This window comes from Stenotrophomonas sp. C9D9, from assembly GCF_056491205.1.
Genome location: NZ_JBSZIF010000004.1, coordinates 955,044 through 969,769, shown reverse-complemented (window position 1 = coordinate 969,769; position 14,726 = coordinate 955,044). Strand labels below are relative to the sequence as shown.

The window sequence follows — 14,726 nt, the reverse complement described above, 5'->3', positions numbered from 1 at the left end:
TTTACGGCTGAACGCGATAGCGGCTCACAAGATTAAGCACGGTGGTTTCCAGGCGCTGCCAGTCGCTCAGCATGACGCGTGCATAGTTCATCTCGATGGCGATGCTGTCGCCCACATCCACGATGGAATGGCGGCACATTGCGATCTGGCCTTCTCCGGCGCGTTCAAGTGTCTTTCCCTGAACTACAAGTCCGTCAGGAATGCGGTCTGCCGGGTCGCAGCTGATGAACGTTGTCAGTTGGCCCTCCGCCGAGCGGGCCACATACCAGTCTGGCTCCATCCCCGGGTTGTGCACGTAAGGCCTCCCCAGCGCAGCCTCCGAGTCCTTTGCATAGGCTGCCATCAACGATGGGTCGATCGCATACGGCGTCAGACCCCAGCGCTCGGGTTGTGCAACGCGCAGCGCAAGGTTCTCTACCGGGTCCCTTCGCTCCAGTGATCCCGGCGCGCTGGTGGCCTCACTACTGGACCGACGTGCCAGATAGTTCTGGATGGGAACGCGATCGATGTACCTAAGCTCGACCAGCACCTGCCGCCGGCTGTCCTGCGTGCTGCGCACCGGGCGATCACCGGGAGGCGCTGCATCGAAATCAGGCCAGAACACCGTGAGCATGACGCCCCCATCAGCCAGGGGGCCCGTCTGGTTGTAGTAGAGGTTGGCCGGGAACATGAAGCGGTGCGGGCCAAGCCGAGCTTCCACCGGCTGCGTCGTGTAGGTCTGTCCGCCCACCGTACGTGGGCTGGTTGCGGTTTCGGACATGGGGGTTCCGTTCGGGTCCTTTTCCGTGGATGGGGCCTTCGCGCAGGCGGTGGTGCTGAGCACGGCCACCAGGACGAAGTAGGCAAGCCGGCAAGCCGGTGCTCTGCTCATGGGCGATTCCCTTGCATGATCGAAACGACTATAGAACGGTGGAATGGCAAGCTCCAGTCGCTGCCGGAATGCCGCTCACGCCTGGGCCCATTACTGCACGCTGGCTCACAAATTCAGCAAGCCGCGATCGGCCTCCTCTATTCCTCCACCTGCCCCCCATCCCACCTATGCCATCATCCGCCCAGGACCGCAGTACCCATCAAGGCTGAACAGGCATGGAGCAGGCAACACGCTACACGGCAACGCTTTATCTGGCCGCCCCCGGCACCCCGCTGAAAAGTGGAGGCATCTCGCCGCGCGGCCATATGTACCTGCAGGTGGCGGCAGGCGACGAGGCCCACAGCTACGGCTTCGCACCACCGCGCCAGGCGCCGGGTGAAACCCGCACCGGCGTGCAGTACGCGCAGGTGCGCCACGACGATGCCGACCAGCATCTGGACCCGTACTACAGCCGCACCCTGGAAATCACCGAGGAGCACTACGGCTGCCTGCGTGATTTCGCCGAGGAACCGGCCGAGTTCGAATTCGATGTGGATCGCCCGGCCACCATCAACCGTTGCAGCGATTTCGTCTGGGCCGCCCTGCACTACGCCGGCCTGCATCCGCTGCCGGCGCCACTGGATGGCGGCAGCAACCTGGGCGAGTTCGCGGTGCTGTTCAACCTGCCGGAAATCCAGTGCATTGCCGCGCCGTTCCCGGGCAGCGATCTGAATGCCGAAACCCATCATGCGATGCCCGAGCGCGAGGCCGAGCATCATCGCCAGGGTGACCGTGCCAGCGATGAGCCGCCGCCGACGCCGATCGAAGTGGCGGGCACGCTGCTTGACCCTTCGCATCCAGACCATCGCCTGTTCTCTCAGCTGATCCAGAAAGTGGCCGAGCTGGACGCCGCGCACGGGCGCCCGTTCGATGCGGCCAGCCAGCGCATCAGTGCCAGCCTGCTGGTGCTGGCCAAGCAGAACAATCTCTCGCGCGTGGACCACGTGCTGCTCAGCCAGCCGACCAAAAACAGCCATGCGGCCGAGAGCATTTTCATCGTGCAGGGCGACCGCAACGATCCGGGGCACCGCCGCGCCAGCATCGCTACCGAGGTGGCGGCCAAGACCGATGTGGCTGATTCGCTGCGGTTGAAGGAGCAGTAATCCGCGCGTCTGCCATACGCGGGCAGACGCACGCCACGCCCCCCACCTGCTACCATTCCCCGGCAACCCCAGCCAGCCCACCCGCGCAGACAGATGCAGGTCGGGCCGTCGCAGTACGGCCCAGCGAGCCAGGACACCTTCCCGTGCCCATTCAAGGACGCTCGCATGTTCCGTAATCCTCTCTTCCGTTCGGCCGCCCTGGCCCTCGCTGTGTCGCTCAGCCTCGGCGTGCCTTCGGCGTTCGCCGACAACGCGCCTGCCGCCAGCGCCACCACCGCCGTGCAGCGCCAGGCCGTGGCCAAGGGCCTCTACGAGCTGGCCTACAGCCCGAAGCAGAACGCCGTGTTCGTGGCCTCGTCCGGTGGCTTCGGCGATGACGCCGGCCCGGCCCAGGTGCTGCGCCTGAACCCGGCCACGCTGGCCGTGGAAACCCGCATCCCGCTGGAGCGCAAGGCGTTCGGCGTGGTGCTGGATGACGCCCACAACCGCCTGTACGTGGGCAACACCGTGGACCTGTCGGTGACGGTGGTCGACACCGCGCAGAACAAGGCGGTCGGCACCATCCAGCTGATGGAGAAGAAGACCGGCAAGGACGGCAAGGCTGCCTACACCCACGACCTGCGCGAGCTGGTGGTCGACAGCGCGGCCAACCGCCTGTACGTGACCGGCCACAGCAGCCAGCCGGACGTGAGCAGCGTGCTGTTCGTGATCGATACCACCACGCTGAAGGTGATCAACACCATCGATGGCCTGGGCAATGCCAAGGCACCGGGCCTGGCGCTGGATGCGGCCAATAAGCGCGTCTACACCAGCAACCTGCTGGCTGATTTGGTGGTGGTGGGCACCGATTCGAACAAGGTGGTGGCGCAGCATAAGATCGCCGCCGAGCAGCCGATGAACATCGCGCTGGACCCGGCCGGCAAGCGCCTGTTCGTGACCGACCAGGGCTCGGAATTCCTGCGTGGCTACCAGGCCAAGAGCAGCGGCCTGGTCAGCAAGCATCCGGGCCAGCGCGTGCTGGTGCTCGACCGCAGCACCGGCAAGGAACTGGCCAGCATCCCGACCGACGCCGGCCCGCTGGGCATCCTGCTGGATGCACCGCGCAAGCGCCTGTACGTGACCAACCGCGAGGCGGGCGCGGTGACCGCCTACAACAGTGACAGCTACCAGAAGGTGGCGACCTACACGGTGCCGACCCACCCGAACAGCCTGGCGCTGGATGCGAAGAACAACGTGTTGTTCGTGAGCATCAAGAACGGCGAGAAGGATGACAAGGGCGCTGACGAGAGCGTGGCGCGCATCCAGCTGTAAGGCGCTGACGCCGGGCCCCGCCCGCCGACGTGACGCGTGAAGGAGGCAGGGTGAAGACCCTGCCTTCTTCTTTGTCCGGTTGCAGTGCCGGAGGCCGCCCGCTAGGGTTGAAGCCCATGGCAGGGAGCCAAAGGGTCTGAATCATGCTGGGTATCCATCGCTGGCTGCGCGCCGGCCTGTTCTTCACGCTGGCGAGCGCACTCGGCGCCTGCAGCAATCGCGTACCGGACGCGCCGGAGCCGCTGGATCTGGTCAAGCCGATCGACGTGGCCGAACCCGGCCAGGCGGTGCGGTTCGAGTTCGAGACGAATGCCCGCAACTTCTATCCCGGTCGACCCTATGTGCTGGATCTTGAAGTGCAGCGACATGGACCCGGGCCCGGCAGTGAGCCAGACATGGACAGTGTTCATGTTCCCTTCCAGCTGTCCCTGCAGCGCTGGGTCGCAGGTGCCTGGCAGGACGTTGCAACCTCTGATGTCCATCAGGCAAGGGCGCGCAATCTGGGGGAGCCGCTCCCCGAATGGCATGCATCGGCAGACTGGCGCTACGCGCAGCAGGTATCGATGGACGCCAACCGATACAGGTTGAGCATCGTCCCGCTGCCGCTGGAAACGGGTGCCCGCTACCGCCTGGATGTGCGCACGGTGCAGCCCACCGCTGCGCTCCAGCATTACCCGGCACAGCTGCGGGTTCATGCAGACCCACTCTCTGGAAAATAGTCGACATCCCACCGCTGGAAGGAACTGAAGGATTCTTCTTATGGATAAGCCGCGCTACACCGTAGAAATCGTCATTGCTGCACCTGGTACGCCGTTGGTGGACGAGAGAGGTGTACAGAAAGTTGTGGACGGGGTTCCGCAGACATCCGGGCCCGGGCACATGTTCTACGTGCTCCATGGGCCGGACAAGACCACGCGGAGTTTCGGCTTCGCGCCTTCCGAGCATGGAAGCATGAACGGGCCGGGCGAGGTCATGAAGACCGACGCGGCCGAGTACAGGAACCCCCATTACAGCCGCACGCTCGAGATCAGCGAGCAACAGTACAAAAAGCTTGAGGCGTTCGGCGCGCACCCGGACAAGTACGGCTTCGATCTGCAATACAAGGACGTGCGCCACAACTGCGTGGACTTCACCTGGGAAGCACTGAACCACGCCGGCATCGAGCGGAAGAGAAGTATCGACGTGAACGGGCTGGTCGGTCCTGCCGCGCAGCTTCTTCCGGATGTGCGCATTCCCCTGGGCATGAAGGGCGAAGGCAAGGACGCTTATCGTCCGCTGCGCAACATCCACGGCGTCGAAAGCATCGATCCGCCGTTCCCCGACAGCGAGCTCAACCGTACGAAAACCAACCCGATGCCCGATCGCACGTGGAAGCAGCACCTGCTGAGCGAGAACGACGACTTGGGTGAGCGTAGTGGTGAGCGGTTGGCCAACGACGCACGTGCGCCGGGTGATGCGTTGCATCCGCTGGACCAGCGCGTGCGTGCGGCGCTGGGTGAGGCCGCCGATCGGCAGGGGCTGCCGCCGGGACAGCAGCCCGAACTGCTGGCGGGCCACCTGACGCGCTTGGCGGTGCAGGGAGGCTACACCGAGCGCGACACCTTGCAGGTGGCCTTCAGCAGTGGCGGTGCGGCGGATTCGCCGGGCTATGTCTTTCTGCAGCGCACGGGCGAGACCGCATCACCGGATCCGGCGGCGAACCGCCAGCGCCTTTCGCTGGCCGATGCCCAGCAGGGCACGGTTGAAGAGGTGTACCAGCTCGCCAGCGTGCAGCATCAGGGCCGCGAGGCCAGCCGCGTCGCGCAGGACGATCAGCTGCAGCAGCAGACGCAGCACGCTCAGCCGCGAATGGGCTGATACAGGGTTTTCCACAGGCGTCGATGGCATCGACGCCTGGTGGCATTCACCCCAGGCGATGCACGGGATTCTGCTGCGGGTCCTGCGCCTGTGCATCCAGCGTCTGCTGCTCGGCCTGCACCGGCGGCTGTACACCCAGCCCCAGTTTCTGCATGGACTGCTCCACCGGCGTCTGTACCGCCACAGCGGTCGGCATCATCGCGCGCAGGTGCGCGGGGTTGGCCGGGTCGCCCTGCACCACGAAGACGTTGTGCCCGGCCGGGCGCTGGGCCGTCGCATTGCTGACCAGCACATGGTCGACCTGCTGCAGGCCCTGCTCGCGGGCGAGCACGGTCAGGCTGGCGGTCAGGCGCTCGCTGGTCTGGTCGAACGGACGGCCATGCTGGGCGTCCAGTGCGGCCACGCCCTGGCGGATCTGCTGGTTGAGGCCGTACTCGGGATGGTTGGGGGTGATCTCTGCCATGGCGATCGAACGGTAGCGGTGGGTCGTGGTGGACCCCGCCAGTATAGATCCGACCCGTGAAGCACGCCCGATGGGTCAGTCCGCTGCGTGATGGTCGTAGCTGATCACCCGTTCGGCCAGCCAGCGCCCGTCCACGCGGCGCCAGACCTGGATGAAACGGGCCTGGCCGACCCAGTGCTCCACGCCGTCCTTGCCGCGCTCGTGGAAGCGGTGGTCGCCGATTTCCAGCGCCCGCTCATCGTGCAGCGGGAACACCTGCAGCGAGGGCTCCACCAGCTCGCGGCGCAGGTGCCAGCCGCCCTTGCGCGCGTTGTCGCACATGCTGGCCACGCTGCGGCGGAAGTCCTCGCGGTTGCTGGCCGACTTGCCGTCCTTGTCATGGAAGAACTCCATGTCTTCGGTGGTCATCGCGGCGGCCTTGTCGGCATCGCAGGCCTCGAAGGCCACAGCAAACAGCTGGGTATCGGCCTGGCGGATCTGTTCGCGCAGGTCATCGGCGGGCGACGGTGCGGCAGCGAGGCCGGCAGCCAGCAGGGGCAGGGTGAGCAGCAACATGGCGAAACTCCCGGGAATGATGTGCGCAGGCTGGCATGCCGGTGACCACGGCGGTACGGCGCTGCGACGAAACCGGGAAGGCGCGGTGCGAAGGCCGGGAATGCCGGTGCGGCGCTGTGCGGAGGCGTGTGCAGGCGATGTCACGGGCGGGCGCGATTCCCTCACGGCTGGCATAGGGCGTGGCCGCTAGCCTGCAATCCTCCCCTTCCACAGGAGCTCCCATGCCTGCTTCCCGCATCCGCCTGCATATTGAAGACAGTGGTGGCGACGGCCGCCCGGTGATCCTCATCCACGGTTGGCCGCTGTCCGCCGATGCCTGGAAACCACAGGTGTCGATCCTGCGCGATGCCCAGCACCGGGTGATCAGCTACGACCGGCGCGGTTTCGGCCGCTCCGACAAGCCGGCCGAAGGCTATGACTACGACACGCTGGCGGCGGACCTGGCGGGGTTGATCGAGGAACGTGACCTGCGTGACGTCACCCTGGTCGGTTTCTCGATGGGCGGCGGCGAGGTGGCGCGCTACGTGGCCAACCACGGCCAGGAGCGCCTGCAAAGTGTTGTGTTCGCCGCGGCGGTGCCGCCGTTCCTGCTGCGCAGCGACGACAATCCGGACGGCCCGTTGACGCAGGACAAGGCCGATGACATGCGCAGTGGGCTGGAGAAGGACCGCGAAGCCTTCTTCGACGGCTTTACCCGCGATTTCTTCAGCGCCAACGGCCAGTTGATGGTGACTGAAGAGACGCGTCAGGCGGCGATCGCGCTGTGCCATCAATCCGACCAGGCGGCGGCGTTGGGCTGCATGAAGGCGTTCGCCACCACCGATTTCCGCGATGACCTGAAGAAGATCACGGTGCCGACCTTGATCCTGCACGGCGACAGTGACGCCATCGTGCCGTTCGAGGGCTCCGGCCAGCGCACCCATGAGGCGATTGCGGGCAGCGAGGTGGTGATCCTGGAAGGCGCGCCGCATGGCTGCAACACCAGCCACGCGGATCATTTCAATCTGGCGCTGCTGAACTTCCTGAAGCGGTAAGCTGCTGCGATGCGCCAGACCAATACACCTCCGTGGAAGAAGCCCAAGCCCAAGGGGCAGGCGCCGCAGCCGCTGTCCGATGCACAGAAGGCAGCGGCGCGGCAGCGGGCGGAGGAGAACGGGCGGCGCTATCCGAACCTGGTGGACAACATGTGGGCGTCGAAGCTGCCGCGTGGTGCGTGATGCATCCTGAGATGAGCGTGGGTTCCGCACTACGCGATTTCGCCATGCGTTCATCCACGCATGGCGTGGATCTACTGCCGCGGTGTGTGGGCGTCGAAGCTGCCGCGTGGTGCGTGATTCTTCCTGAGCTGAGCGTGGACTCCGCACTGCACGGTTTCGCCATGCGTTCATCCACGCATGGCGTGGATCTACTGCCGAAGTATGTGGGCGTCGAAGCTGCCGCGTGGGGCGTGATTTTCATTGAGTCGAGCATGGCTCGACGCTACAGGCGAGACAGTGGCTGCCAGCCTGCCTCCCTCCACGGCGCTATGTCGCGCTGCTGCACGTTGATTGCCTCGACCGGCAACCCTGCCAGTCGTGCCAGTTCTGCACGCAGCATTTCAGCGTCCACCGGTCGCGCGATGGCCACCTGCATGCGATCGCCCAGCAGTCGTACCTGCACGGGAACGACGGCATGGGCTTCATGCTCGCCGCCGGTGCGAGCGATCGGGTAGCGCATCGCCGTGGGCCGCCCCAGCTGTGCGAGCGCGGGTTGCCATGCCTGCAGCACGACGGACTGTGCGGCTACGGGAACCTGCACCTCGACGACGGTTCCCGGATAACCGATGAGATTGCCCACCATTACCTGGAAGCGTGCGCCATCGGGCACGGCGATCACGGTGGCGATCAGCACCATCAGCGAGAGGACAGCCGAAGCGAAGTGCCAGCTGCGGGGTGCGGTGGCCGCGCGGCTCGCCGTGCGCAGGCCTGGCTTGCGCCGCAGTTTGCGTGCGTAGATGCGGCGATCCTTCCTGCGGGGGCTGCTGCTGTGCTCGGGCAGGTTCAACGGGACGCGTGGCAGCCGGGCGACGCGGGCCTTGATCAGGCGCGACAGCAGCCACCACGCGAGCACGAACGCCAGCAGTGGCAGCAGCGTCCGCACGACCAGATACAGCATCACCATCAGGATTACCAGGGAAATTTCGGATCCAAACAACCGTGCCATCGTAACGGTGCTGCGTGGTGCGTGTCGCATCCGCCAGCCGACACGCACGGGGCGCTTGGTTAGGATGGCTCTTTGCTGTCATGGATGAACCGATGAGCCCTGCCACGTCCCGAATCCGCCGCATCTTTGGGCAGGGCCCGATCCTGATGATGCTGCAACTGGTCGCGCTGCTGTCCGTCGCGTTGGCAGCGGGCTTCTTCCACTATCGGGTCGACCTGCTGCTGGAGCCGATCAACGCAGCCTGCGGTGGCCCGGATGAGCAGGCACGGTTGCAGGTGGCCGAACAGGTGATGGCACGTGCCGGCGCATTGGATGACTGGCAACCCCTGAGCTGGATTCCGGTGGCAGGCATCGTGCTGGCGTTGCTGGGGGCCATGGCGGTATGCGCGAGCCGCGCGCTGTGGCTGCGCGATCGGCTACGCACGGCGAACCTGGCGCTGATGCTGCTGCACGGTGGCGCACTGGCCTTGGCCGGATGGGTGCTGCACCTGTACGAGAATGCGTGGCGCAATGTGGCTCGGCTGTCACCCACGGCGTGCCTGGTGGAGCTGGTGTCGGAGGGCGATGTACCGCTGGAGCAGTCGCAGCGCGTGGTATTCCACATCCTGACGCGGGTGAACGCTCCTTTGCTGCGCAACCCGGATGATCTGGCGCTGGTGCTGGCGGTGCTGTTGTTGGCCGCGATGGCCGGCGGCGTGGCCCTGTGGCGCGCGATCGCACGGGCCCGGGCGGCACGATCGGCAGGGGCGTAACTGGCATCCGGCGGTGATCTGCGGCAGCCTATGCCGATGAGTACGGATACTTCACACAAGCAGGCCAGCAAGTTCATGAGCCTGGTGTTGCGCCACGAACCAGAGAAGATCGGCCTGCAGCTGGATGCGCAGGGCTGGGCCGATGTCGATGATCTGCTGCAGCGGATGGCCGATCATGGCGTGGCGCTGGACCGGCACACCCTGCAGGCGGTGGTCGAGACCAATGACAAGCAGCGCTTCGCGCTGAGCGACGACGGTCTGCGCATCCGCGCCAGCCAGGGGCATTCGATCCAGGTGGATCTGGGCCTGGAGGCGCTGCAGCCGCCGGCATGGCTGTACCACGGCACGGTGGCTCGCTTCGTCGGTGCCATCCGTGAGCAGGGCCTGCGGCCTGGCGAGCGCCAGCACGTGCACCTGTCGCTGGATCGCCAGACCGCGCAGCAGGTGGGCGCACGCCGCGGTGCGCCGGTCATCCTCAGCGTGAATGCCGGGCGCATGCATGCCGATGGTCATGTGTTCCACCGTTCGGCCAATGGCGTGTGGCTGACCGCGCACGTGCCGCCGCAGTACATCGCCGGCTGAGCACACGCTCGGCGGCGCGCGGCAATCGCGCTACAGTCGACGCCTCGCCACTCCAGGGAAGACCCGATGCGATGCTTGCTGCGTGCGTTGCCGTTGCTGCTGTGTTCGCTGGCGGTACATGCCGCCGAGGTGGACCGCCGGATTGCGGTGACCATCGATGACCTGCCATGGGCACGGCTGGACCAGATTACGCCGCCGGACCTGCAGGCGCGGCATGCGGCGTTGATGGCCCAGCTGCATCAGGCGGGCGTGCCGGTGGTCGGCTTCGTCAACGAGAACAAGCTTGAGGTGGACGGGCAGGCGCAGCCGGCGCGGGTACAGATGCTGCGCGACTGGCGCGATGCGGGCTATGTGCTGGGCAACCACACGTACTCGCACATGGATCTGAATGCGAAGGGCGTGCCGGCGTTCCAGCAGGATTTCCTGCGCGGCGAAACGGTGCTGCGGCCGCTGCTGGCCGAGAAGGGGCAGGCGCCGCAGTGGATGCGCCATCCCTACCTGCGCGCCGGGCGCACCCCGGATGAGCGTGCGCAGATGGACGCGTTCTTCAAGCAGCACGGCTACCGCGTGGCGCCGGTGACGGTGGACAACGGCGAGTGGGTGTGGGCGTTCGCCTATGCCAACGTGATGAACGAGCAGGCGGACTCACCTGCACGCGAAGCGACGCTGGCGCAGCTGCGCAAGGGCTACGTGCCGTACATGCTGAACAAGCTGGACTACTACGAGAACCAGTCACAGGCGTTGCTGGGTTACGCGCTGCCGCAGGTGTGGTTGATGCACGCCAACGAGCTCAATGCGGCGACGTTCGCCGAACTGGTGGCGGCTACCAGGCGCCGAGGCTATCGCTTCATTTCACTGGACGAGGCGATGCGTGACCCGGCCTACGCACGCGGTGCCGAGGGTTACAACGGCCGCTACGGCCCGAGCTGGCTGCACCGTTGGGCGATGGCGGAGAAAAAGCCGAAGGACTTCTACGCCGGCGAACCCGAGGTGCCGGCGTGGGTGATGAAACTGGCAAAGGTCGATTCGGAGTAAGGCTCAGCGCTTGACGGCCAGCACGCCGTCCAGCGCCAGCTCGGCCTTGAAACCGGCCTTCTCCAACCGCTTGGCGACTTCACGCGGGACGTCGCGGCCGCTGGTCAGCTTGTTCGGCGCACCGGTGTAATGGAACAGGCGGCCACCTTTGCGGATGACGCGGGCGAGGTGGTCGTAGAACACCTGCGAGTACAGCTCGCCGGCGATGCCGAAGCGCGGCGGGTCGTGCAGGATCGCGTCGACGCTGTTGCTGGCCACCTGTTCGATCTGCTGCGAGACGTCGCCGTGGCTGAACTGCAGGCGGCCACCGGCGGCAGCCGAGTCCGGATCCGGCGACCATGGGTTGAGCGTGCGCAGCCACATCACATCGGCGTTCTTCTCGAACGAGCGGATCTGGCCGACACCGGCCTCCAGCGCGCACGCGGCGAAGTAGCCCAGGCCGCCGCAGGTATCGAGGATGACCTTGCCCGCCGGGGCGACCAGCTCCACCTTGCGGCGCGCATCCTCGAACGGCGACAGCTTCGAGGTCGGCAGCATCTTGATACCGTCGATCTCGAAGGTCGGTGCGCCCCATTCGGTCGGTACCAGCTTGATCAGTGAGCCGCTGTAGCGCGAGATCGGCTCGAACGCATCGCCATCCCAGTAGTACAGCGTGCGGTCCTTCAGCTTGCCCGGCCACGGGTAGGGCTGGCCACGGAAGTGGAAGCCGTCGGTGTGCAGTACCACGGTGTCCTGGCTGCGGCCGAGGTCGAGCGAGCCCTGCCATTCGGCGGCGCCCTTGTCATGGGCACGGCGCAGGGTATCGGCGCTGTCGCGGGTCAGCAGGGGGCCGGTGTAATGGGGCACGGCGGGTACCGGGGCGGTTCGGGGGAGGGCATGGTACCGCAGCTGTTGCAGAGCCGAGTCTTCCCATGGCTCCACCATGCCTGCATCCACGCATGGCGTGGATCTACTGCAAACGTAGCCGAGCGTGGGCTCGGCTCTACAGTTCAATCGCACTTCACCGCATACACCAGCCCGGCCCCGATCAGCATCAGCGCCATGTAGTCGCTGTCGCTGGCCTTGTGCAGGGCTCTCGGGCCGCGCTGCCACTGGCCATCGCGACCGAAGGAGACGAAGTACTGGCCGCTTTCCTTGTCGATGCGTAGACCGCCCGAAAGCCAAGGGCCAGCTGGTGAAATCATGAACTGAATGATGTCAGTGATGATTGAAGCCGAATCATTAAGCCCGAGCAGGAGAGGGCGCCTTGGCGCCCTTTCCTCCGTGGCAGGAGCCTGGTATCAGTCGGCCCTGATGGAACCGCGATCGCTTGCGCAGGCGCGCGGTACGCACCCCTCCATCAACGTATTCATGGTCTGCGGAGTATGAGCGAAGCAGAGTACTCTTGCGGTGTGGTTTCCCACGGTATTCGGTGGGTAGTACTCGCTATAGAAGGTTTGGCACCTTCCGTTGTCGATTTGCGCGCTACCTTGGATATTCCCGCTGACAGAGCTGTTGAATCTCACGGTTCCGTAGGAAACGAAGTTCTGGCCGGCTGATACCTGTCCATTTGGTGCATAGGCGAATACATAGTCAGTACTCTTTGCGTCAATAGCACCGTTCGACTCGATGCTTGAGCAATGCCATGCAGCGCTTCCTGGCCCCACCGTGATTGACTCTCCCTTGGCGGGATTCATCCCGATATCTGCGCAGGAAGCCTCGTGGTACCGCTTCGTTGCTTCCGATTGATCATCGTAGCGATATACATACTGACCCTTCGAGTTGCGGGTGAGGGACTGCTCCACACTGACCGTTCCCCCGATGGAGTCAGGCCATTCTGCGCTGCGAACAATTCTCGCTGGGGACTTCGCTTCGTCACCGGTCTGTCCTTCAGCCGGCATTCCATCTGCCGCCTGCATGGATGCTGAGACGATGAACATGAGAGCGGCTAGCTGCGATTTCATCTGGACCTCTCCAATCTGGGTGAGGCTCCATCTTCTCTACTTACCCAGTGGTGCACTGGGTAGCATCACGCAGTTGTTGGGATTTCAAACATTCCTCAAAAATTGCTGTCGCTAATCGCACTTCACCGCATACACCGGCCCAGCCCCGATCAGCATCAGCGCCATGTAGTCGCTGTCGCTGGCCTTGCCCTTCAGCGTCGCGCCCTTGTTGAAGTGGAAGATACCGAAGCCGCCGGCCATGCGGATCAGGGCACTGTCGATCTGATCGGCATCATCACGGAAGTAGCGGCTGATCTCGCTGCGGCTGGCTTTGTGCAGGGCATTGGGCTCGCGCTGCCATTGCTCGCCACGGCTGAAGGAGACGAAGTACTGGCCACCTTCCTTGTCGATGCGGAAGTCAGCGGGTTTGCGCGCGCTGGTGGCGAAGCAGCCCTGCAATGGGTCGGCGGAGAAGGGAAGCCCGGCGTCACCGCTGCAGGCGGTGGTCAGCAGCAGGAGGGCACCGGGCAGCAGCAGGCGGAGCGTGCGCATGGGATGTCCCTACAGGGCAGGTGCGGCTAGTGTAGGCAGCACGCGGGCGCGGCCCGTACAGAAATTCGGCAAGAACACAGGGGTTTTCGGATGGCGCAGGGCAAGGCACCGTGGTGCGGCGTGGGCAGTTGGCTGGGGATCGCTGTGGGGTGGGGTGCAGGCACCGTGGCAGCGCAGGCAGCGGTGGCTGCAGGCGGCAATGGCATGGCCGCAGGGCTGGGCGTGGGCGTGCTGGGTGCGGCGCTGGTGGGCTGCGGCCTGGCGGTGGCCGCGCGCGTGCGCGGTGAGCGCTGGCCGTGGATCGGCATTGCTGGCGCAGTGCTGAGCGCGCTGCCGCTGCTGATGTACCTGCTGCGGATGATGCTGAAGCTGTAGCGGTAGAGTCGAGCCATGCTCGACTCATGGATAGGACCAGCCAGGCATGGCCTGGCTCTACTGGGCAGCGGCGGCCGGCGCATGCCATGCCGGCCAGCGGCCGGCACTACCCGATGTGATTCACGCGCTGCGGTGGATCTCCACGGTTACATGCACCAGCTCTTCGTGGATGGCCAGCGCGTTGCGCACGGTATCGGCATCGAGGCTGGCGTCGCTGGTGACCACGCTGGCGCTGACCGCGTACTTGCCGCGACCCACCTGCCAGACGTGCAGGTCGGCCAGGCGTGCCGGCCACGGGCCCTGTTCGATCACTTCGCGCACTTCGGCCACCACCGGCGCGTCCATCTGCGCGTCGAGCAGGATGCGGCCGCTGTCGCGCAGCAGGCCGATCGCCCAGACCGTCACCAGCACGGCGCCGACCAGGCCCATCACCGGGTCCAGCCAGGTCAGGCCCAGCAGCTTGCCGCCGAGCAGGGCGACGATGGCCAGCACCGAGGTGGCGGCGTCGGCCAGCACGTGCACGTAGGCCGAGCGCAGGTTGAGGTCGTGGCCGTGTGCGTGGCTGTGGTCGTGGTGATCGTGGCCATGCCCGTGGTCATGGCCATGGCCATGGGTATGACCGTGATGATGATGCGCGTGTCCGGGGCTGTCGTGCAGCCACCAGGCGCACAGCAGGTTCACGCCCAGCCCGACTGCCGCGATGGCGATGGCTTCGTTGTAGTGGATCGGCGCCGGCACCCACAGCCGTTCCAGCGATTGCACGGCCATCAGCGCGGCGACGCCGAGCAGGGCGATGGCGCTGGTATAGCCGGCCAGGATCTCGATCTTCCAGGTGCCGAAGGCGAAGCGCGGGTCGTGCGCGTAGCGGCGCGCACAGCGGTAGGCGAACACCGAGAGGCCCAGCGCCAGCGCGTGCGAACTCATGTGCCAGCCGTCGGCGAGCACGGCCATGGAGTTGAACCACCATCCGCCGACGATCTCCACCAGCATCATGCTGACGGTCAGCCACAGGGCGCGGCGGGTGTTGCGTTCGGCCAGCGGATTGCCGTCGTCGAAGCGGTGTTCGTGGCGACGGGCGGCGGCAAGGGCGTCCAGGTGCATGGGAAG

19 protein-coding genes are annotated in these 14,726 nt (G+C 65.6%); 10 read left to right on the top strand and 9 right to left on the bottom strand.

Annotated elements, in window-relative coordinates:
- Position 1: 1 nt before the first annotated feature.
- Positions 2-871 (bottom strand): hypothetical protein, encoded by an 870-nt coding sequence (locus ACXI0D_RS09930; protein WP_479642537.1) that lies wholly within the window; start codon positions 869-871, stop codon positions 2-4.
- A gap of 215 nt (positions 872-1,086) precedes the next feature.
- On the opposite strand from ACXI0D_RS09930, the gene ACXI0D_RS09925 reads away from it, so the two are divergent.
- From ACXI0D_RS09925 to ACXI0D_RS09910, 4 genes are all read left to right on the top strand, one after another.
- A complete protein-coding gene (locus tag ACXI0D_RS09925; protein ID WP_101764824.1) occupies positions 1,087-2,013 on the top strand; it encodes an XVIPCD domain-containing protein in 927 nt (308 codons plus the stop codon).
- A 165-nt stretch (positions 2,014-2,178) separates the two neighbouring features.
- Positions 2,179-3,324 carry a YncE family protein gene (locus ACXI0D_RS09920; RefSeq protein ID WP_479642536.1) on the top strand — a complete coding sequence of 382 codons (1,146 nt, stop codon included), beginning with the start codon at positions 2,179-2,181 and terminating at the stop codon, positions 3,322-3,324.
- A gap of 143 nt (positions 3,325-3,467) precedes the next feature.
- Entirely contained in the window at positions 3,468-4,043 is a 576-nt protein-coding gene (locus tag ACXI0D_RS09915) for a hypothetical protein (protein WP_479642535.1), read from the top strand.
- A gap of 40 nt (positions 4,044-4,083) precedes the next feature.
- A complete protein-coding gene (locus ACXI0D_RS09910; protein ID WP_479642534.1) occupies positions 4,084-5,181 on the top strand; it encodes a hypothetical protein in 1,098 nt (365 codons plus the stop codon).
- 46 nt (positions 5,182-5,227) lie between these two features.
- Here the strand turns inward: ACXI0D_RS09910 and ACXI0D_RS09905 are convergent, their stop codons facing one another.
- A complete protein-coding gene (locus ACXI0D_RS09905; protein ID WP_479642533.1) occupies positions 5,228-5,644 on the bottom strand; it encodes an XVIPCD domain-containing protein in 417 nt (138 codons plus the stop codon).
- A 75-nt stretch (positions 5,645-5,719) separates the two neighbouring features.
- Positions 5,720-6,199 (bottom strand): nuclear transport factor 2 family protein, encoded by a 480-nt coding sequence (locus ACXI0D_RS09900; RefSeq protein WP_479642532.1) that lies wholly within the window; start codon positions 6,197-6,199, stop codon positions 5,720-5,722.
- 221 nt (positions 6,200-6,420) lie between these two features.
- On the opposite strand from ACXI0D_RS09900, the gene ACXI0D_RS09895 reads away from it, so the two are divergent.
- Both ACXI0D_RS09895 and ACXI0D_RS09890 read left to right on the top strand, forming a co-directional pair.
- A complete protein-coding gene (locus ACXI0D_RS09895) occupies positions 6,421-7,233 on the top strand; it encodes an alpha/beta fold hydrolase (RefSeq protein WP_479642531.1) in 813 nt (270 codons plus the stop codon).
- 9 nt (positions 7,234-7,242) lie between these two features.
- Positions 7,243-7,416 carry a hypothetical protein gene (locus tag ACXI0D_RS09890; RefSeq protein WP_182474440.1) on the top strand — a complete coding sequence of 58 codons (174 nt, stop codon included), beginning with the start codon at positions 7,243-7,245 and terminating at the stop codon, positions 7,414-7,416.
- 262 nt (positions 7,417-7,678) lie between these two features.
- Here ACXI0D_RS09890 and ACXI0D_RS09885 read toward each other — a convergent pair whose 3' ends face one another.
- Entirely contained in the window at positions 7,679-8,359 is a 681-nt protein-coding gene (locus ACXI0D_RS09885) for a hypothetical protein (protein ID WP_101764831.1), read from the bottom strand.
- Between the two features lie 134 nt (positions 8,360-8,493).
- Here ACXI0D_RS09885 and ACXI0D_RS09880 point away from each other — a divergent pair, with 134 nt between their 5' ends.
- The 3 genes from ACXI0D_RS09880 (at position 8,494) to ACXI0D_RS09870 (ending at position 10,770) form a co-directional block, all read left to right on the top strand.
- Positions 8,494-9,153 (top strand): hypothetical protein, encoded by a 660-nt coding sequence (locus ACXI0D_RS09880; protein WP_080347471.1) that lies wholly within the window; start codon positions 8,494-8,496, stop codon positions 9,151-9,153.
- Between the two features lie 36 nt (positions 9,154-9,189).
- Positions 9,190-9,735, top strand: coding sequence for an RNA 2'-phosphotransferase (locus tag ACXI0D_RS09875; protein ID WP_049443664.1), 546 nt, complete (start codon positions 9,190-9,192; stop codon positions 9,733-9,735).
- 66 nt (positions 9,736-9,801) lie between these two features.
- A complete protein-coding gene (locus tag ACXI0D_RS09870) occupies positions 9,802-10,770 on the top strand; it encodes a polysaccharide deacetylase family protein (protein WP_101764832.1) in 969 nt (322 codons plus the stop codon).
- Positions 10,771-10,773: 3 nt separating this feature from the next.
- Here the strand turns inward: ACXI0D_RS09870 and ACXI0D_RS09865 are convergent, their stop codons facing one another.
- The 4 genes from ACXI0D_RS09865 to ACXI0D_RS09850 form a co-directional block, all read right to left on the bottom strand.
- Positions 10,774-11,694: a class I SAM-dependent methyltransferase gene (locus ACXI0D_RS09865; RefSeq protein WP_236251849.1), complete on the bottom strand. Its 921-nt coding sequence runs from the start codon at positions 11,692-11,694 to the stop codon at positions 10,774-10,776.
- Positions 11,695-11,759: 65 nt separating this feature from the next.
- The gene (locus ACXI0D_RS09860; protein ID WP_101764834.1) at positions 11,760-11,954 is read right to left on the bottom strand and encodes a hypothetical protein; all 195 of its coding nucleotides are present in this window, start codon (positions 11,952-11,954) and stop codon (positions 11,760-11,762) included.
- Positions 11,955-12,050: 96 nt separating this feature from the next.
- Positions 12,051-12,713 carry a hypothetical protein gene (locus ACXI0D_RS09855; protein WP_158297977.1) on the bottom strand — a complete coding sequence of 221 codons (663 nt, stop codon included), beginning with the start codon at positions 12,711-12,713 and terminating at the stop codon, positions 12,051-12,053.
- 111 nt (positions 12,714-12,824) lie between these two features.
- Entirely contained in the window at positions 12,825-13,244 is a 420-nt protein-coding gene (locus ACXI0D_RS09850; RefSeq protein WP_101764835.1) for a hypothetical protein, read from the bottom strand.
- Between the two features lie 90 nt (positions 13,245-13,334).
- Between ACXI0D_RS09850 and ACXI0D_RS09845 the strand changes: the two genes are divergently transcribed.
- Positions 13,335-13,619: a hypothetical protein gene (locus ACXI0D_RS09845; protein ID WP_014035798.1), complete on the top strand. Its 285-nt coding sequence runs from the start codon at positions 13,335-13,337 to the stop codon at positions 13,617-13,619.
- A 120-nt stretch (positions 13,620-13,739) separates the two neighbouring features.
- Here the strand turns inward: ACXI0D_RS09845 and dmeF are convergent, their stop codons facing one another.
- Positions 13,740-14,720 carry a CDF family Co(II)/Ni(II) efflux transporter DmeF gene (gene dmeF / locus ACXI0D_RS09840; RefSeq protein ID WP_101764836.1) on the bottom strand — a complete coding sequence of 327 codons (981 nt, stop codon included), beginning with the start codon at positions 14,718-14,720 and terminating at the stop codon, positions 13,740-13,742.
- Positions 14,721-14,726: the final 6 nt, after the last annotated feature.